This window comes from Microbacterium saccharophilum (assembly GCF_007992455.1).
Classification (GTDB): Bacteria; Actinomycetota; Actinomycetes; order Actinomycetales; family Microbacteriaceae; genus Microbacterium; species Microbacterium saccharophilum.
Window position 1 is genome coordinate 1 of sequence record NZ_BKAH01000014.1, and the last position, 13,488, is coordinate 13,488.

General features: G+C 69.7%; 14 protein-coding genes and 2 tRNA genes. 13 read left to right on the forward strand and 3 right to left on the reverse strand.

The annotated features are described in order from the left end of the window. Positions 1-66: 66 nt before the first annotated feature. Positions 67-1,113 (forward strand): DMT family transporter, encoded by a 1,047-nt coding sequence (locus MSA03_RS12120; protein ID WP_147051199.1) that lies wholly within the window; start codon positions 67-69, stop codon positions 1,111-1,113. A 45-nt stretch (positions 1,114-1,158) separates the two neighbouring features. Next, a complete protein-coding gene (locus MSA03_RS12125; RefSeq protein ID WP_147051235.1) occupies positions 1,159-1,848 on the forward strand; it encodes a cation efflux transmembrane domain-containing protein in 690 nt (229 codons plus the stop codon). Here MSA03_RS12125 and MSA03_RS12130 read toward each other — a convergent pair. Further along, positions 1,803-1,873, reverse strand: a tRNA-Gly gene (locus MSA03_RS12130). The genes MSA03_RS12125 and MSA03_RS12130 overlap by 46 nt on opposite strands. 94 nt (positions 1,874-1,967) lie before the next feature. Here MSA03_RS12130 and MSA03_RS12135 point away from each other — a divergent pair. From MSA03_RS12135 to MSA03_RS12170, 8 genes are all read left to right on the forward strand, one after another. Continuing rightward, a complete protein-coding gene (locus MSA03_RS12135) occupies positions 1,968-2,339 on the forward strand; it encodes a nuclear transport factor 2 family protein (protein ID WP_028495500.1) in 372 nt (123 codons plus the stop codon). Positions 2,340-2,424: 85 nt separating this feature from the next. Further along, positions 2,425-2,498, forward strand: a tRNA-Pro gene (locus MSA03_RS12140). Positions 2,499-2,571: 73 nt separating this feature from the next. Beyond that, positions 2,572-4,071, forward strand: coding sequence for a trigger factor (gene tig, locus MSA03_RS12145; protein WP_147051200.1), 1,500 nt, complete (start codon positions 2,572-2,574; stop codon positions 4,069-4,071). A 150-nt stretch (positions 4,072-4,221) separates the two neighbouring features. Further along, on the forward strand, positions 4,222-4,806 hold the full coding sequence (locus tag MSA03_RS12150; protein ID WP_028495502.1) for an ATP-dependent Clp protease proteolytic subunit: 585 nt from the start codon (positions 4,222-4,224) through the stop codon (positions 4,804-4,806). Positions 4,807-4,829: 23 nt separating this feature from the next. Beyond that, a complete protein-coding gene (locus MSA03_RS12155) occupies positions 4,830-5,495 on the forward strand; it encodes an ATP-dependent Clp protease proteolytic subunit (protein ID WP_147051201.1) in 666 nt (221 codons plus the stop codon). Positions 5,496-5,634: 139 nt separating this feature from the next. After that, positions 5,635-6,903, forward strand: a complete 1,269-nt coding sequence (gene clpX / locus MSA03_RS12160; RefSeq protein ID WP_028495504.1) for an ATP-dependent Clp protease ATP-binding subunit ClpX — start codon at positions 5,635-5,637, stop codon at positions 6,901-6,903. 57 nt (positions 6,904-6,960) lie between these two features. Continuing rightward, the gene (locus tag MSA03_RS12165; protein WP_147051202.1) at positions 6,961-8,079 is read left to right on the forward strand and encodes an epoxide hydrolase family protein; all 1,119 of its coding nucleotides are present in this window, start codon (positions 6,961-6,963) and stop codon (positions 8,077-8,079) included. 44 nt (positions 8,080-8,123) lie between these two features. After that, positions 8,124-8,690 carry a dihydrofolate reductase family protein gene (locus MSA03_RS12170; protein WP_147051203.1) on the forward strand — a complete coding sequence of 189 codons (567 nt, stop codon included), beginning with the start codon at positions 8,124-8,126 and terminating at the stop codon, positions 8,688-8,690. Here the strand turns inward: MSA03_RS12170 and MSA03_RS12175 are convergent. Both MSA03_RS12175 and MSA03_RS12180 read right to left on the reverse strand, forming a co-directional pair. Continuing rightward, on the reverse strand, positions 8,668-9,165 hold the full coding sequence (locus MSA03_RS12175) for a GyrI-like domain-containing protein (protein ID WP_147051204.1): 498 nt from the start codon (positions 9,163-9,165) through the stop codon (positions 8,668-8,670). The two genes, MSA03_RS12170 and MSA03_RS12175, sit on opposite strands and share 23 nt — an antisense overlap. Before the next feature lie 38 nt (positions 9,166-9,203). After that, positions 9,204-11,255 carry a M3 family metallopeptidase gene (locus MSA03_RS12180; RefSeq protein ID WP_147051205.1) on the reverse strand — a complete coding sequence of 684 codons (2,052 nt, stop codon included), beginning with the start codon at positions 11,253-11,255 and terminating at the stop codon, positions 9,204-9,206. A 93-nt stretch (positions 11,256-11,348) separates the two neighbouring features. Between MSA03_RS12180 and MSA03_RS12185 the strand changes: the two genes are divergently transcribed. Genes MSA03_RS12185 through MSA03_RS12195 form a run of 3 tightly spaced genes read left to right on the forward strand, consistent with a single transcriptional unit; the run spans position 11,349 to position 13,485 of the window. Continuing rightward, positions 11,349-11,999, forward strand: a complete 651-nt coding sequence (locus tag MSA03_RS12185; RefSeq protein ID WP_081782663.1) for an ArsR/SmtB family transcription factor — start codon at positions 11,349-11,351, stop codon at positions 11,997-11,999. Continuing rightward, positions 11,996-12,205 (forward strand): hypothetical protein, encoded by a 210-nt coding sequence (locus MSA03_RS12190; RefSeq protein ID WP_147051206.1) that lies wholly within the window; start codon positions 11,996-11,998, stop codon positions 12,203-12,205. The genes MSA03_RS12185 and MSA03_RS12190 overlap by 4 nt, the downstream gene beginning before the upstream one ends. Next, positions 12,202-13,485, forward strand: coding sequence for an MFS transporter (locus MSA03_RS12195; RefSeq protein WP_147051207.1), 1,284 nt, complete (start codon positions 12,202-12,204; stop codon positions 13,483-13,485). Before MSA03_RS12190 ends, MSA03_RS12195 begins: the two co-directional genes overlap by 4 nt. Positions 13,486-13,488: the final 3 nt, after the last annotated feature.

Here is a 13,488-nt window from a genome sequence, read left to right on the forward strand (position 1 = left end):
GAGCCGCCTGAGCCGGCCGAGCCGCCGCGGTGCGCTGCGAGAGGACGCCCGGACGATACTTGAGGCATGAGAGGTGTCCGGCAGGTCGGCGTGCAGGCAGCGGTCGCAGCGGCGGTCCTGTTCGGCGCGGGCACCCCCCTTGCGAAGCTGCTCCTGGGCGAAGTGAGCCCGTGGCTGCTCGCCGGGTTGCTGTACACCGGGTCGGGGCTGGGTCTCACGGCGTGGCGGCTGGTCCGGCGGGCGCCGCGGGTCCGCATCCCTCGGCAGGAACTCCCTCCGCTGGCGGGGGCCGTCCTCCTCGGGGGCGTCGTGGCGCCCGTCCTGCTGATGGCGGGTCTCGCGGGGATGCCGGCATCCGGCGCGTCGCTCCTGCTCAACGCCGAGGCCGTCTTCACGGCACTCCTCGCCTGGGTCGTCTTCCGCGAGAACGTCGACCGGCGGATCGCGCTCGGGATGGTCGCGATCGTGGCGGGCGCGGTCCTCCTGAGCGTGCCGTGGGGTGCCGACTTCGGATCCGGATGGCCCGCCCTCGCGATCCTCGGCGCGTGCCTGTGCTGGGGCCTGGACAACAACCTCACCCGCAAGGTCGCGCTCAACGATGCGACGTGGCTCGCGGCGGTGAAGGGCATGGTCGCCGGACCCGTCAACCTCGCCCTCGCGTTCGTCCTCGGCGCCGAGCTTCCGCAGATCTGGGCAGTCGGGGCGGCGATGACCGTCGGCCTGTTCGCCTACGGCGTCTCGCTCGCCCTCTTCATCGTCGGGATGCGGCACGTCGGCACGGCGCGTGCCGGCGCGTACTTCTCCGTCGCCCCGTTCTTCGGCGCCGTGCTCGCGGTCCTCCTCGGGGAGCCCGTCACGCTGCCTCTCGTGATCGCCGCCGCCCTCATGGCCACGGGCGTGTGGCTGCATCTGACCGAGCACCACGAACACGAGCACACCCACGAGGCGCTCACCCACGAGCACTGGCACACGCACGACGAACACCACCAGCACGAGCATCCGGGCGGCGCGGTGCTGCCGGCCGGGGCGCGGCACCGGCATGTGCACACGCACGAGGCCGTCACGCACTCGCACGAGCACTACCCGGACGCACACCACCGGCACCCGCACTGAAAGGGGCATCATGAACCGCGACGCGGACTCCTGCGAGGCAGTGCTGTGACCTCGCTCACGTCGGTGCGCCGATCGGCGCTCCAGCGCCGCATCCGGCTCATCGTCGGCATCACGATCACCTACAACCTCGTCGAGGCGGTCATCGCCCTCGCGGCCGGTGCCGCCGCGTCCTCGACGGCCTTGATCGGGTTCGGCCTGGACTCCACGATCGAAGTGCTCTCCGCGGCGGCCGTCGCGTGGCAGTTCACGCGACGCGACCCGGAGCGGTGGGAGAAGCCCACCCTCCGTGTGATCGCGGTGGCGTTCTTCGCCCTCGCGGCATGGGTGACGGTGAGCGCCGCGCTCACCCTCACGGGGGTGTGGGCCGAGCCGGAGCACTCCACCCTCGGCATCCTCGTCGCCGCCGTCAGCGTCGTCGTCATGCCGGTCCTGTCGTGGTGGGAGCGGACGACCGGCCGCGAACTCGGATCGGCCACCGCCGTCGCCGACTCGAAACAGACCCTCATCTGCGCCTATCTGAGCGCCGCGGTGCTCATCGGCCTGATGCTGAACGGGTGGTTCGGCTGGTGGTGGGCCGATTCCCTCGCCGCGCTCGTGATCGCCGGCTTCGCGGTCCGCGAAGGCATCGAGGCCTGGCGGGGAGACGCCTGTGCGACATCGGTCGGGATGCTGCGGGAGGAGGAGTTCGGAGGGGATGACGGGAATCGAACCCGCACCATCAGTTTGGAAGACTGAGGCTCTACCATTGAGCTACATCCCCGTGCGCCCGCTGACGGGCACCGATCCATCCTAATACACGACCGGGCATCGCCCCCTGACGCCAGCCTCCGCGCGGATCACGGGAGGAGACGATGATGTCGGGACAGCAGGTCATCGAGGCGCTGATCGCCACACTGAACGCGGGCGACGTGCCGGGCATGGATGCCGTCTTCCATGAGGACGCGGTCATGGAATGGCCGCAGTCGGGGGAGCGGATCGTCGGAGGAGACAATCGCCGCGGCGTGTACGGGGCGTTCCCGCAACTGCCGAGCATCACTCCGCGACGGATCACGGGGGAGGGCGACCTCTGGGTCGCGGAGGCCGACCTCGACTACGGTGACGGCGATCCCTACCAGACGGTCTTCATCTTCGAGCTGCGCGACGGCAAGATCGCGAAGGAGACGGCGTACTGGACGAAGCCGTTCCCCGCGCCGGAATGGCGCGCGCAGTGGGTGCAGGCCCGCTAGCATCCGGGGCCCGCCACCGGGATCCGCGGACGCGTCGGCTAGACTGACCCGCGGCCGTATTTCGGCGCTCGCCTGCGTGCGCGCCCGGGGCGTAGCTCAGCTTGGTAGAGCGCCCGCTTTGGGAGCGGGAGGCCGCAGGTTCAAATCCTGTCGCCCCGACAACGGCCCCCAGAACCAGACCACCAGCGGACGCGCATGTGCGCGGCCGCTTCACGGAGGAGAACGAACAGGCATGGTCACCAGCACCGTCGAGAAGCTCAGCCCCACCCGGGTGAAGCTCCACATCACGGTCACCCCGGACGAGCTCAAGCCCAGCATCGCGCACGCGTACGAGCACATCGCCCAGGACGTCCAGATCCCCGGCTTCCGCAAGGGCAAGGTCCCCGCGCCGATCATCGATCAGCGCATCGGCCGCGGCGCCGTGCTCGAGCACGCCGTCAGCGAGGGCCTGGACACGTTCTACCGCGAGGCCGTCACGGCCAACGAGGTGCGCATCGTCGGCCGTCCGTCGGCGGAGATCGTCGAGTGGCCGAGCGAGAAGGACTACTCCGGCGACCTCAAGGTCGAGGTCGAGGTGGACGTCCGCCCCGAGTTCGAGCTGCCGTCCTACGACGACGTCACGATCGAGGTCGACGCCGTCGAGACCGACGACGCCGCGATCGACGCCGAGCTGGACCGCCTCCGTGCGCGTTTCGGCACCCTGGTGACCGTTGACCGTCCCGCCGCGACCGGTGACTTCGTCGAACTCGACCTCGTCGCCACGATCGACGGCAACGAGATCGACCGCGCCGAGGGCGTGTCGTACGAGCTCGGCTCCGGCGAGCTCCTCGAGGGCATCGACGAGGCCATCGAGTCCCTCACCGCAGGTGAGGACACCACGTTCCGCTCGAAGCTCATCGGCGGCGACCACGCCGGCGAAGAGGCCGAGGTCTCCGTGTCGGTCAAGGCCGTCAAGGAGCGCGAGCTCCCCGAGGCCGACGACGACTTCGCCCAGATGGCGAGCGAGTTCGACACCATCGCCGAGCTCCGCGAGAGCCTCGTCGAGCGCGTGTCGCAGCAGTCCGTCTTCACGCAGGGTGCCGCCGCGCGCGACAAGCTCGTCGAGGCGCTGCTGGAGAAGGTCGAGATCCCCGTCCCCGAGCAGCTCGTCGAGGACGAGGTGCACGCGCACCTCGAGGGCGAGGGCCGCCTCGAGGACGACGTGCACCGCGCCGAGGTCACCGAGGCCAGCCAGAAGCAATTCCGCACCCAGATGATCCTCGACAAGCTCGCCGAGAAGCACGAGGTGCAGGTCTCGCAGGAGGAGCTGACGCAGTACCTCATCCAGTCCTCCGCGCAGTACGGCATGGCACCGCAGGAGTTCGTCGACGCGCTGCAGCAGGGCAACCAGCTGCCCGCCATGATCGGCGAGGTCGCCCGCAACAAGGCGCTCGCGATCGCGCTCGGCAAGGTCTCCGTCGTCGACTCGAACGGCAAGGCCGTCGACCTGACCGGCTTCGCCGCCGAGGACGACGACGCCGAGACGGCCGAGTCCGAGACCGCCGAGTCGGAGACCGCCGCCGAGGAGAAGCCCGCCAAGAAGGCGCCGGCGAAGAAGGCTCCCGCCAAGAAGCCGGCCGCCAAGAAGGCCGACGCCGACGAGGCGGCCCCCGAGGAGGCGCCCGCGAAGAAGGCCCCGGCCAAGAAGCCAGCCGCGAAGAAGGCTGCCGCCCCCAAGGCCGACGCCGAGTAAGACCCCTTTCGCGAACGGGCGGATGCTGCGGCATCCGCCCGTTCGTCGTCTCCGCCGGCCGCCCGATATGCCGACGGCGAACACGGGCGGGTCGCTCGCGGCGCGTCGGTAGATTCATTGACGAACCGCAACCCGGAAACAGGAGCATTCATGGCTGAACCACTTGTCGCGACGAGCGTCTTCGACAGACTGCTGAGGGACCGCATCATCTGGCTCGGGTCGGAGGTGCGCGACGAGAACGCGAACGAGATCTGCGCCAAGATCCTCCTGCTCGCCGCCGAGGACTCGCAGAAGGACATCTACCTCTACATCAACTCGCCCGGCGGCTCGATCACGGCCGGCATGGCGATCTACGACACGATGCAGTTCGTCCCGAACGACATCGTCACCGTCGGCATCGGCATGGCCGCGTCGATGGGTCAGCTGCTGCTGACGGCCGGCACGAAGGGCAAGCGCTACATCACGCCCAACGCCCGCGTCCTGCTGCACCAGCCCCACGGCGGGTTCGGCGGCACCTCCAGCGACATCCAGACGCAGGCGCAGCTCATCCTCGACATGAAGAAGCGCCTCGCCGAGATCACGGCGGCGCAGACGGGCAAGACCGTCGAGCAGATCAACGCCGACGGCGACCGCGACCGCTGGTTCACAGCGGACCAGGCGCTCGAGTACGGCTTCGTCGACCACATCCGCGAATCCGCGTCCGATGTCATCGGCGGCGGCGGAACCGAGAACTGAAAGCACCGGAGGAACATCCAGAAATGAACACCCCGACCTTCGGCATCCCGCAGGGCGTGCAGATGCCCTCCAGCCGGTACATCCTCCCGCAGTTCGAGGAGCGCACCGCCTACGGCTACAAGCGCCAGGACCCCTACAACAAGCTGTTCGAGGACCGCGTGATCTTCCTGGGCGTCCAGGTCGACGACGCGTCCGCGGATGACGTCATGGCGCAGCTCCTCGTGCTGGAGAGCCAGGACCCCGACCGCGACATCATCATGTACATCAACTCGCCCGGCGGCTCCTTCACTGCCATGACGGCGATCTACGACACGATGCAGTACGTCTCGCCCGAGATCCAGACGGTGGTCCTCGGCCAGGCGGCATCCGCGGCATCCGTCCTGCTGGCCGCCGGCGCGCCGGGCAAGCGCCTCGCGCTGCCCAACGCCCGCATCCTCATCCATCAGCCCGCCGTCGGCGAGGCCGGCCACGGGCAGGCGTCGGACATCGAGATCCAGGCGGCGGAGATCCTCCGCATGCGCACCTGGCTCGAGGAGACGATGGCGCGGCACACCAACCGCACCCAGGAGCAGGTCAACAAGGACATCGACCGCGACAAGATCCTCTCGGCGTCCGAGGCGATGGAGTACGGCATCGTCGACCAGGTGCTCACTTCGCGCAAGCGCACGCCGTCGGCCATCACGGTCTGATCGACGCACCGGAGCCCCGCCCACCTCGGGCGGGGCTCCGTCGTCCGGCTTCCGCAATCCCCGTCGCAATCCGCCACGTTGTCGGTGTCAGCGATTAGGCTCGAGAACGCATTCGCAGTGAACCCTGAAGGAGGGCGCCATGGCTCGTATCGGTGAGAGCGCCGACCTGTTCAAGTGCTCCTTCTGCGGCAAGAGCCAGAAGCAGGTCCAGCAGCTGATCGCGGGCCCCGGCGTGTACATCTGCGACGAGTGCGTCGAACTCTGCAACGAGATCATCGAAGAGCGGATGGCGGAGTCCGGAGACGGCGCCGTCGCCGACTTCGATCTGCCGAAGCCGCGCGAGATCTTCTCCTTCCTCGAGGAGTACGTCGTCGGTCAGGACCCCGCCAAGCGGGCGCTGTCCGTCGCCGTCTACAACCACTACAAGCGCGTCCGCGCCCACGCGACCCTGCAGCCGGCCGAGCAGCGCGCCGACGAGGTGGAGATCGCCAAGAGCAACATCCTGCTCCTCGGTCCCACCGGCTGCGGCAAGACCTACCTCGCGCAGACGCTCGCGAAGCGCCTCAACGTCCCGTTCGCCGTCGCCGACGCGACCGCGCTGACGGAGGCCGGGTACGTCGGGGAGGATGTCGAGAACATCCTCCTGAAGCTCCTGCAGGCCGCGGACTTCGACGTCAAGCGCGCCGAGACCGGCATCATCTACATCGACGAGGTCGACAAGATCGCCCGCAAGGCCGAGAACCCCTCGATCACGCGCGACGTGTCGGGCGAGGGCGTGCAGCAGGCGCTGCTGAAGATCCTCGAGGGCACGGTGGCCTCGGTCCCTCCGCAGGGCGGCCGCAAGCACCCGCACCAGGAGTTCATCCAGATCGACACGACGAACGTCCTGTTCATCGTGGCGGGCGCCTTCGCGGGTCTCGAGGACATCATCTCGGCCCGCGTGGGCAAGCACGGTGTCGGCTTCGGCGCCCCGCTGCACGAGAAGGGCAAGGACCTCGACCTGTTCAGCGAGGTGCAGACCGAAGACCTCCACAAGTTCGGCCTGATCCCCGAGTTCATCGGCCGCCTGCCCGTCGTCACCTCGGTGTCGCCGCTGGACCAGAAGGCGCTCATCGAGATCCTCACCGGCCCCAAGAACGCGTTCGTCAAGCAGTACCAGCGGATGTTCCAGCTGGACGGCGTCGAGCTGGAGTTCGACGACGACGCGCTCATGGCGATCGCCGATCTCGCCGTCGCGCGCAAGACCGGCGCCCGCGGCCTCCGCGCGATCCTCGAAGACGTGCTCGGGCCGATCATGTTCGAGATCCCGTCCGCCGAGGACGTCGTGAAGGTCATCGTCACGCTTCCCGCGGTCACCGAGGGCGCCGCGCCGACGCTCGTGCTCCGGCAGAAGCGCAAGAGCGCCTGACGCCCCGGGGCCCCTGCGGCAGCGGTGGGTGTCGGATGCCGCGCGTAGCGTCGCCGCATGACCGTCGAACCCTTCGTCGTCCGGGTCGAGGATGCCGTCCTCGACGACTTGCGTACGCGCCTGTCGCGGACGCGGGCGCTGCCCGATTCGCCGCGGCGTCCCGCCGCAGGAATGAGCGCTGACTACCTGAATGCGCTCGTCGCGTCCTGGGGCGCCTTCGACTGGCGTGCCCGCGAGTCATGGCTCAACACGCACCCGCAGTTCCGGGCGCCGATCGGTGACACGACGGTGCACTTCGCCCATCTCCGCTCCGCCCGGCCGGACGCGCCCGCCCTCCTCGTCATGCACGGATGGCCGCATACGTTCGCCCTGCAGTTGGACTTCGCCGACCTGCTGCCCGACTTCCACGTCGTCGTGCCGAGCTTTCCGGGTTTCGCCTTCTCCGCGCCGTATGCCGACGAACCGATGACGGAGGTCCGACTGGCGGAGACCATGCATAAGCTCATGACAGACGTCCTGGGCTACGCGAGCTACCTGACCTACGGCGAGGACGTCTCGGCGAACGTCAACGATCTGCTCGCCGCGACGCATCCGGAGGCGGTGGCGGGGATCGTCGTGACGCACGCGCATTTCCCGTCACAGGCCGAGCGTGCTGCGCTCGACGACGAGGACGAACGGGCGTTCTTCGACCGGCTCGCCGCGTGGAGCGCGGCGAGCGGCGCATACGGCCACGTGCAGGCGACGCGCCCCGACACGCTCGCTGCCGCGCTCAACGACTCGCCCGCCGGGCTGCTCGCGTGGCTCGCGGAGAAGCTCGTGGAGTGGAGCGACACGCCGAGCGGCGACCCGTCCCAGGTCGAGCAGCTCATCGCCCGCGACCGGATCCTCACCGAGGCGATGCTGTACTGGGCGGCGCAGAGCATCGGAACCTCCTTCCGGCCCTATTACGAGGGCGCCGATCAGCCCGATGCCATCCCGCCGGTCGAGGTGCCGGCGTCCATCCACATCCAGCGCCACGAGAGGGACTACCCGGAGTCCCTGGCCCGCCGGTTCTACCGTGACATCCGCACGTTCGAGCGGCTGGAGCGCGGTGGGCACTTCACCGTCGCCGAGGTCCCTCGCGCCATGGCCGACCGGGTCCGTGCCTTCGCGGGAGGGCTCGGCCTCCTCGGCTGAGCCGGCATCGAGCGCGTGTCCGCGGCCGGCGGTAGCGTCACGTCATGACGCGCATCACTTTCGACACCGCGACCTCTCTCAACGGCTGGATCGCCGACGAGGACAACTCGCTGAGCTGGCTCTTCGCCGTCGACGGCGGGACGACACCGGATGCGGAAGTGCTGCCCGGGAACGCCGGGGTGCTGGTGGAGGGGTCGACGACCTACGAGTGGGTGCTCGCCGAGTCCGACATCCTCGCGCACCCGGAGAAGTGGCAGGACTTCCACGGCGACCGTCCCACGTTCGTCTTCACGACGCGCGATCTGCCGCGCCCCGAGGGTGCGGACATCCGCTTCGTGTCCGGCCCCGTCGCCGACGCACTCCCCGCGATCCGGGAGGTGGCGGGCGACACCGACATCTGGGTCGTGGGCGGCGGTGACCTGGCCGGTCAGTTCCTCGACGCGGGCGCGCTCGACGAGATCGCCGTGTCGATCGCGCCCGTGCTGCTGACCGGCGGGGCGCCCCTCCTCCCGCGCCGACTGGACTCGGACCGGCTCCGGCTCGTCAGCGCGAAGGCCGTCGGCCAGTTCGCGCGACTCGTCTACGCGGTCAGTCCCGCACCGGCAGGATGAGATCGGTCCGCAGCTCCTCCGGCGCCGTGCTGCCCGGTTCTCCGACGTAGCTCTCGATCCAGACGCCCGTGGGCGTCCCGTCGGCGGCGCCCGCCAGCTCACCCCAGGCTGCCCCGAGACCGTCGTAGGGCCCGATGTGGGTGGTGGCGAACGCCGGGCCCGCGGGCAGCTGCGATGCCCGGACGACGACGTCGCCACGAACGATCGGAGCCGCCGGCGACACGGTGACGGGGAACCCGAGTTCGAGGTCGAACTCGCCCATCGGATCGCCGTAGTAGATCGCGAGCGCGGGTCCGGTGGGCACGAGCTCACCGGACTGGAAGAGTCCGCCGATCGCGGTATAGCCGCGGTCGAACACGGCGCCGAGATCCGCCACGCGGAGGCCTTCCTCCCGGATCACGGCAAGAGGTGTCGCCTGCAGCGTGATCCGCTCGGCCGGAGCGAACACAGCGGTGGGGAAGGCAGGGTCGGTCATGATGACATCCTCCCCGCGTTCCCCGTCGCCGTCCAGGCTCAGTCCGACAGGCCGCGGCGCTTCAGCAGCGGGTCGATCTCGGCATCCCGACCGCGGAAGTCGCGGTAGGCGTCGAGCGGGTCCTTCGACCCGCCGACGCCCAGGAGTCGCTGTCGGAACCGGTCGCCGTTCGCGCGCGTCAGGCCGCCGTTCTCGCGGAACCATTCGACGGTGTCCGCGTCGAGCACCTCGCTCCAGATGTACGAGTAGTACCCCGCGCTGTATCCGCCGGAGAAGACGTGCGCGAAGTACGTCGAGGAGTAGCGCGTCGGCACGACGGGATTGTCGAGCCCGATCTCGGCGAGTGCCTGCGCCTCGAAGGCCGCCACGTCGATCTCCGCCTCGGCCTCGGCGACCCCGAGGGAGTGCCACGCCTGGTCGAGCCAGGCCGCGGCCAGGTACTCGCTCGTCGCGAAGCCCTGGTTGAACGCCTCGGATGCGTGGAGCTTCTCCACGACCTCCGCCGGCAGGGGCTCATCCGTGTCGACGTGCCGCGCGTACGAGGCGAGGATCTCCGGCCAGTAGATCCACATCTCGTTGACCTGGCTGGGGAACTCGACGAAGTCGCGGAAGACCGCCGTGCCCGCGAAGTGCGGGTAGGTCACGGTTGCGAAGAGGCCGTGCAGCGCGTGCCCGAACTCGTGGAACAGGGTGGTGACCTCGTCGAGGGTGAGGAGGGTCGGCCGGCCCGGGGCGGGCTTGGGCACGTTGAGGTTGTTGACGACGATCGGCCGGGTGCCCCGCAGTGCCGACTGCGAGACGATCGAGTTCATCCACGCGCCGCCGCGCTTCGTGTCGCGCGTGTACAGGTCGAGGACGAAGAGGCCGAGCTCGGAGCCGTCCGCGTTGTGCAGCTCGAAGACGCGGGCATCGGGGTGGTAGGCCGGGATGTCGGTGCGCTCGGTGAAGGTCACGCCGTACAGCTCGGTCGCGGCCCGGAACACGCCGCCCCGCAGCACCCGCTCGGATTCGAACCACGGGCGCAGGGCTCCCCGGTCGAGGTCGTACTCCGCCGCGCGCACCTTCTCCGTGTAGAACGCCCAGTCGTGCGCCTCCAGCGGGAACGGCTCGGTCTCGGCGTCGATGATGGCCTGCAGGGCCGCCTGCTCGTTGCGGGCGTTGCGGGCGGCGGGCACGGCGAGCCGGCGGAGGAGGTCGTGCACGGCTGCGGGGGAGCCGGCGGTCTCGTCGGAGGTGATGTACGCGGCGTGCGATTCATAGCCCAGGAGGGCCGCCCGCTGCGCGCGCAGCCGGACGATCTCACGCAGGACCCCACGGTTGTCGGCGTCGTTGCCGCGGGAACCCCGCGAGCGTGAGGCGTCGAGGATGCGCTTGCGGCTGGAGCGGCGGACGAGGGACGAGAGGTAGGGGTGGCCCGTGAACAGGGTGAGCGTCACGGCCCACTTGCCCTCCAGTCCCCGGTCGGCGGCCGCCTGCGCGGCGGCCGAGAGCTCGCCCTCGGTCAGCCCCTCCAGCTCGTCCGCAGTGTCGAAGACGACCGCGAGGTCGTTGGTGTCGGCGAGGAGGTTCTTCTCGAACGTCGTCGTCAGGGTCGACAGCCGCTGGTTCAGCGCCGTGAGCTCGGCCTTGGCATCCTCGCCCAGTGCGGCACCCGCGTGCGCCATCTCGCGGTGGTGCCGCTCGACGAGGTAGCGCTGCTCCGGGCTCAGCGGGAGCGCGTCGAGCTGCGCGTGGATGGCGGCGACCCGCGCGAAGAGGGCTGCATCGAGCTGGATCGCGTCCTGATGGGCCGACATCAACGGCGCAAGCTCCTCCTCGATCTCCTGGATCTCCGGGGTCGCGTCGGCGGAGGACACCGTGTAGAAGGTGCGTGCGACGTCGCCGAGAAGCCGGCCGCTCTCCTCCAGCGGGAGCAGGGTGTTCTCGAACGTCGGGGGAGCGGGGTCGGACGTGATCGCCGCGACCTCGGCCGCGTGCCGCGCGAACGCCTCACGGAAGGCCGGGAGGTAGTGGGCGGGCCGGATGGCGGTGTAGTCGGGCAGGCCGTACGGCAGCGATGAGGGGGACAGCAGCGGGTTCTCGATCGTCATCCGGTTAGCCTATCGACTCCTCGAGAACGATGCCGCGGAATCTTTGCAAAGAACGTGTTGCAAAGGATCCTTTGCATGTGTATCGTGATGGGCATGGCAGAGAACGAGACCGCTCCCGATATTCGGGCGCAGGCGGATGCGCTGGCTCGCGCCGAGGCGCGGCACAACCAGGACCGCGTCCTCGACACCGGCGCACTCCGGGCGCTCGCGCACCCGCTGCGCGTGCGGATCTACGACATCCTCAGCCAGTACGGCCCCCAGACGGCGAGCACCCTCGCCGAGCGCCTGGGGGAGTCCAGCGGTTCGACCAGCTACCACCTTCGCGCGCTCGCCAAGCACGACCTGATCCGTGAGGCCGCGGACCGCGGTACGGCCCGGGAGCGCTGGTGGGAGCGTCCGGTCGGCGGGGTGTCGTTCACCAATCCGGATGCCATGGCGACGCCCGCCGGGCGTGCGGCCACGCAGCTCGTGATGAGCGAGTTCCTCCGCAACCGCAACGACCAGCTCCTCGACTTCGTGAACCGGGGCATCGCCGCCGAAAGCGAAGAATGGCAGGAGGGGACGCTCATCTCCACCGCCACCACGCGGCTCACTCCCGAACAGAGCAAAGAGCTGACGCTGAAGATCATGGCCGTCATCGACGAAGCCGTGGACACCTATCGCAATCAAACCGGCGAGAACGTCCGGCCCGTGACAATCCGTGCCGACCTGTTCCCGCTCCCCTCTCTCGGAGAACAGTCATGACCGCAGTCATCGCACCCCGCACTCTCGCGCGCGCCACCTGGTTCGAGCGCGCGCTGCTCACCACCTCGGATCGGATCGACGCTTTCGTCCTCGCCCGCCTGGAGCGCCGCGTCGCCTCCTCCCGGCCCGCCCGCACCGTCGTCAGCGCACTCGATGTCCGTGCCACGGCCTCGACGTACGGCTTCGGCGGGCGGCTCAACGGGTGACCCGTCTCGACAGGCCCGGCCGGGCGGTGACGGACACCCGTCCCTCGCTCGGCCGGGACTTCGGCAAGCTCTGGACCGCGGCGGCGTTCAGCAACCTCGCCGATGGCCTCGGCCGCACCGCCGTCCCGCTGATCGCCACGACGCTCACCCGCGATCCGCTCGCCATCTCCATCATCGCGGCGCTGGCCTTCGTCCCGTGGCTCGTGTTCGGCCTGCCCGCCGGAATGATCGTGGATCGATGCGACCGGCGGGTCGTGATGGCGTCCGCCAACGCCCTGCGCGGCGGCGTGGCGCTCGCGCTGGCGCTGCTGACCGTCTCCGGTGGCCTCACCATCTGGTGGCTCTTCCTCGGCGTCCTCGTGTTCGGAGTCGGTGAGACGCTCTTCGACAACGCGACGAACGCGGCGATCCCGGGGGTGGTGGGGCGCCGCCGGCTCGACCGGGCCAACGGCTGGATGCAGGCGGCGCAGATCACGATCGACAGCTTCATCGCGACACCCATCGCCGGCATCCTGTTCGCCGTCTCGCTCGCCCTCCCGTTGTGGCTCGGTGCGCTCGGCTACATCGTGCCGGTCGCCCTCGCCCTGTTGCTGCCGCTGTCGGCCGCGCGGGCGGTGCGCACCGGGGAGAAAGCGGGCCATGAGGGGTCACGTCGCGTCAGCACGCGCGACGCGCTCGCCTTCCTCTGGCGACACCGGTATCTGCGTGCGATGGTCGTCTTCACCTCGGTGATCGGGTCCGCGCTGTCCTTCTCCCAGGCGGTCATCATCCTGTTCTTCCTCGACACGATGGCCGTCCCCGCCGCCATCATCGGGTTCGTGACGGCCGGCATCGGCGTCGGCGCGCTCGGCGGCTCGCTGCTTGCGCCGCGGCTGGTCGCGAGGTTCGGGCGGGGTCCCGTGATGTTCGGCGCGGTGCTCGCGAGCGGCGTGACGCTCCTGGGCACCGGCGCCTCTCCGAACGTCTGGACCGCCGTCGCCTCGTTCGCGCTGTCGGCGTGCTCGATCGCCATCTGGAACGTGCCGTGGGGGAGCCTGCGTCAGCAGATCGTCCCGCCGGAGATGTTCGGCCGGGTGCTCGGCGTCATCCGCACGCTCACCTGGGGGCTCTTCCCCATCGCGACCGTCGTCGGCGGCTGGGTGGGCCGCGCAGATCTGCGGATGCCGTTCTGGATCGGCGGCGCCGTCGTCGTGCTCACCGCACTGGTGAGCGCCCGCCCCGTCGTGGCCGGCACCCGCCGTGCGGGAGCAGAGTCACTCTCGGCAGCCGCCGCTGACTGAGGC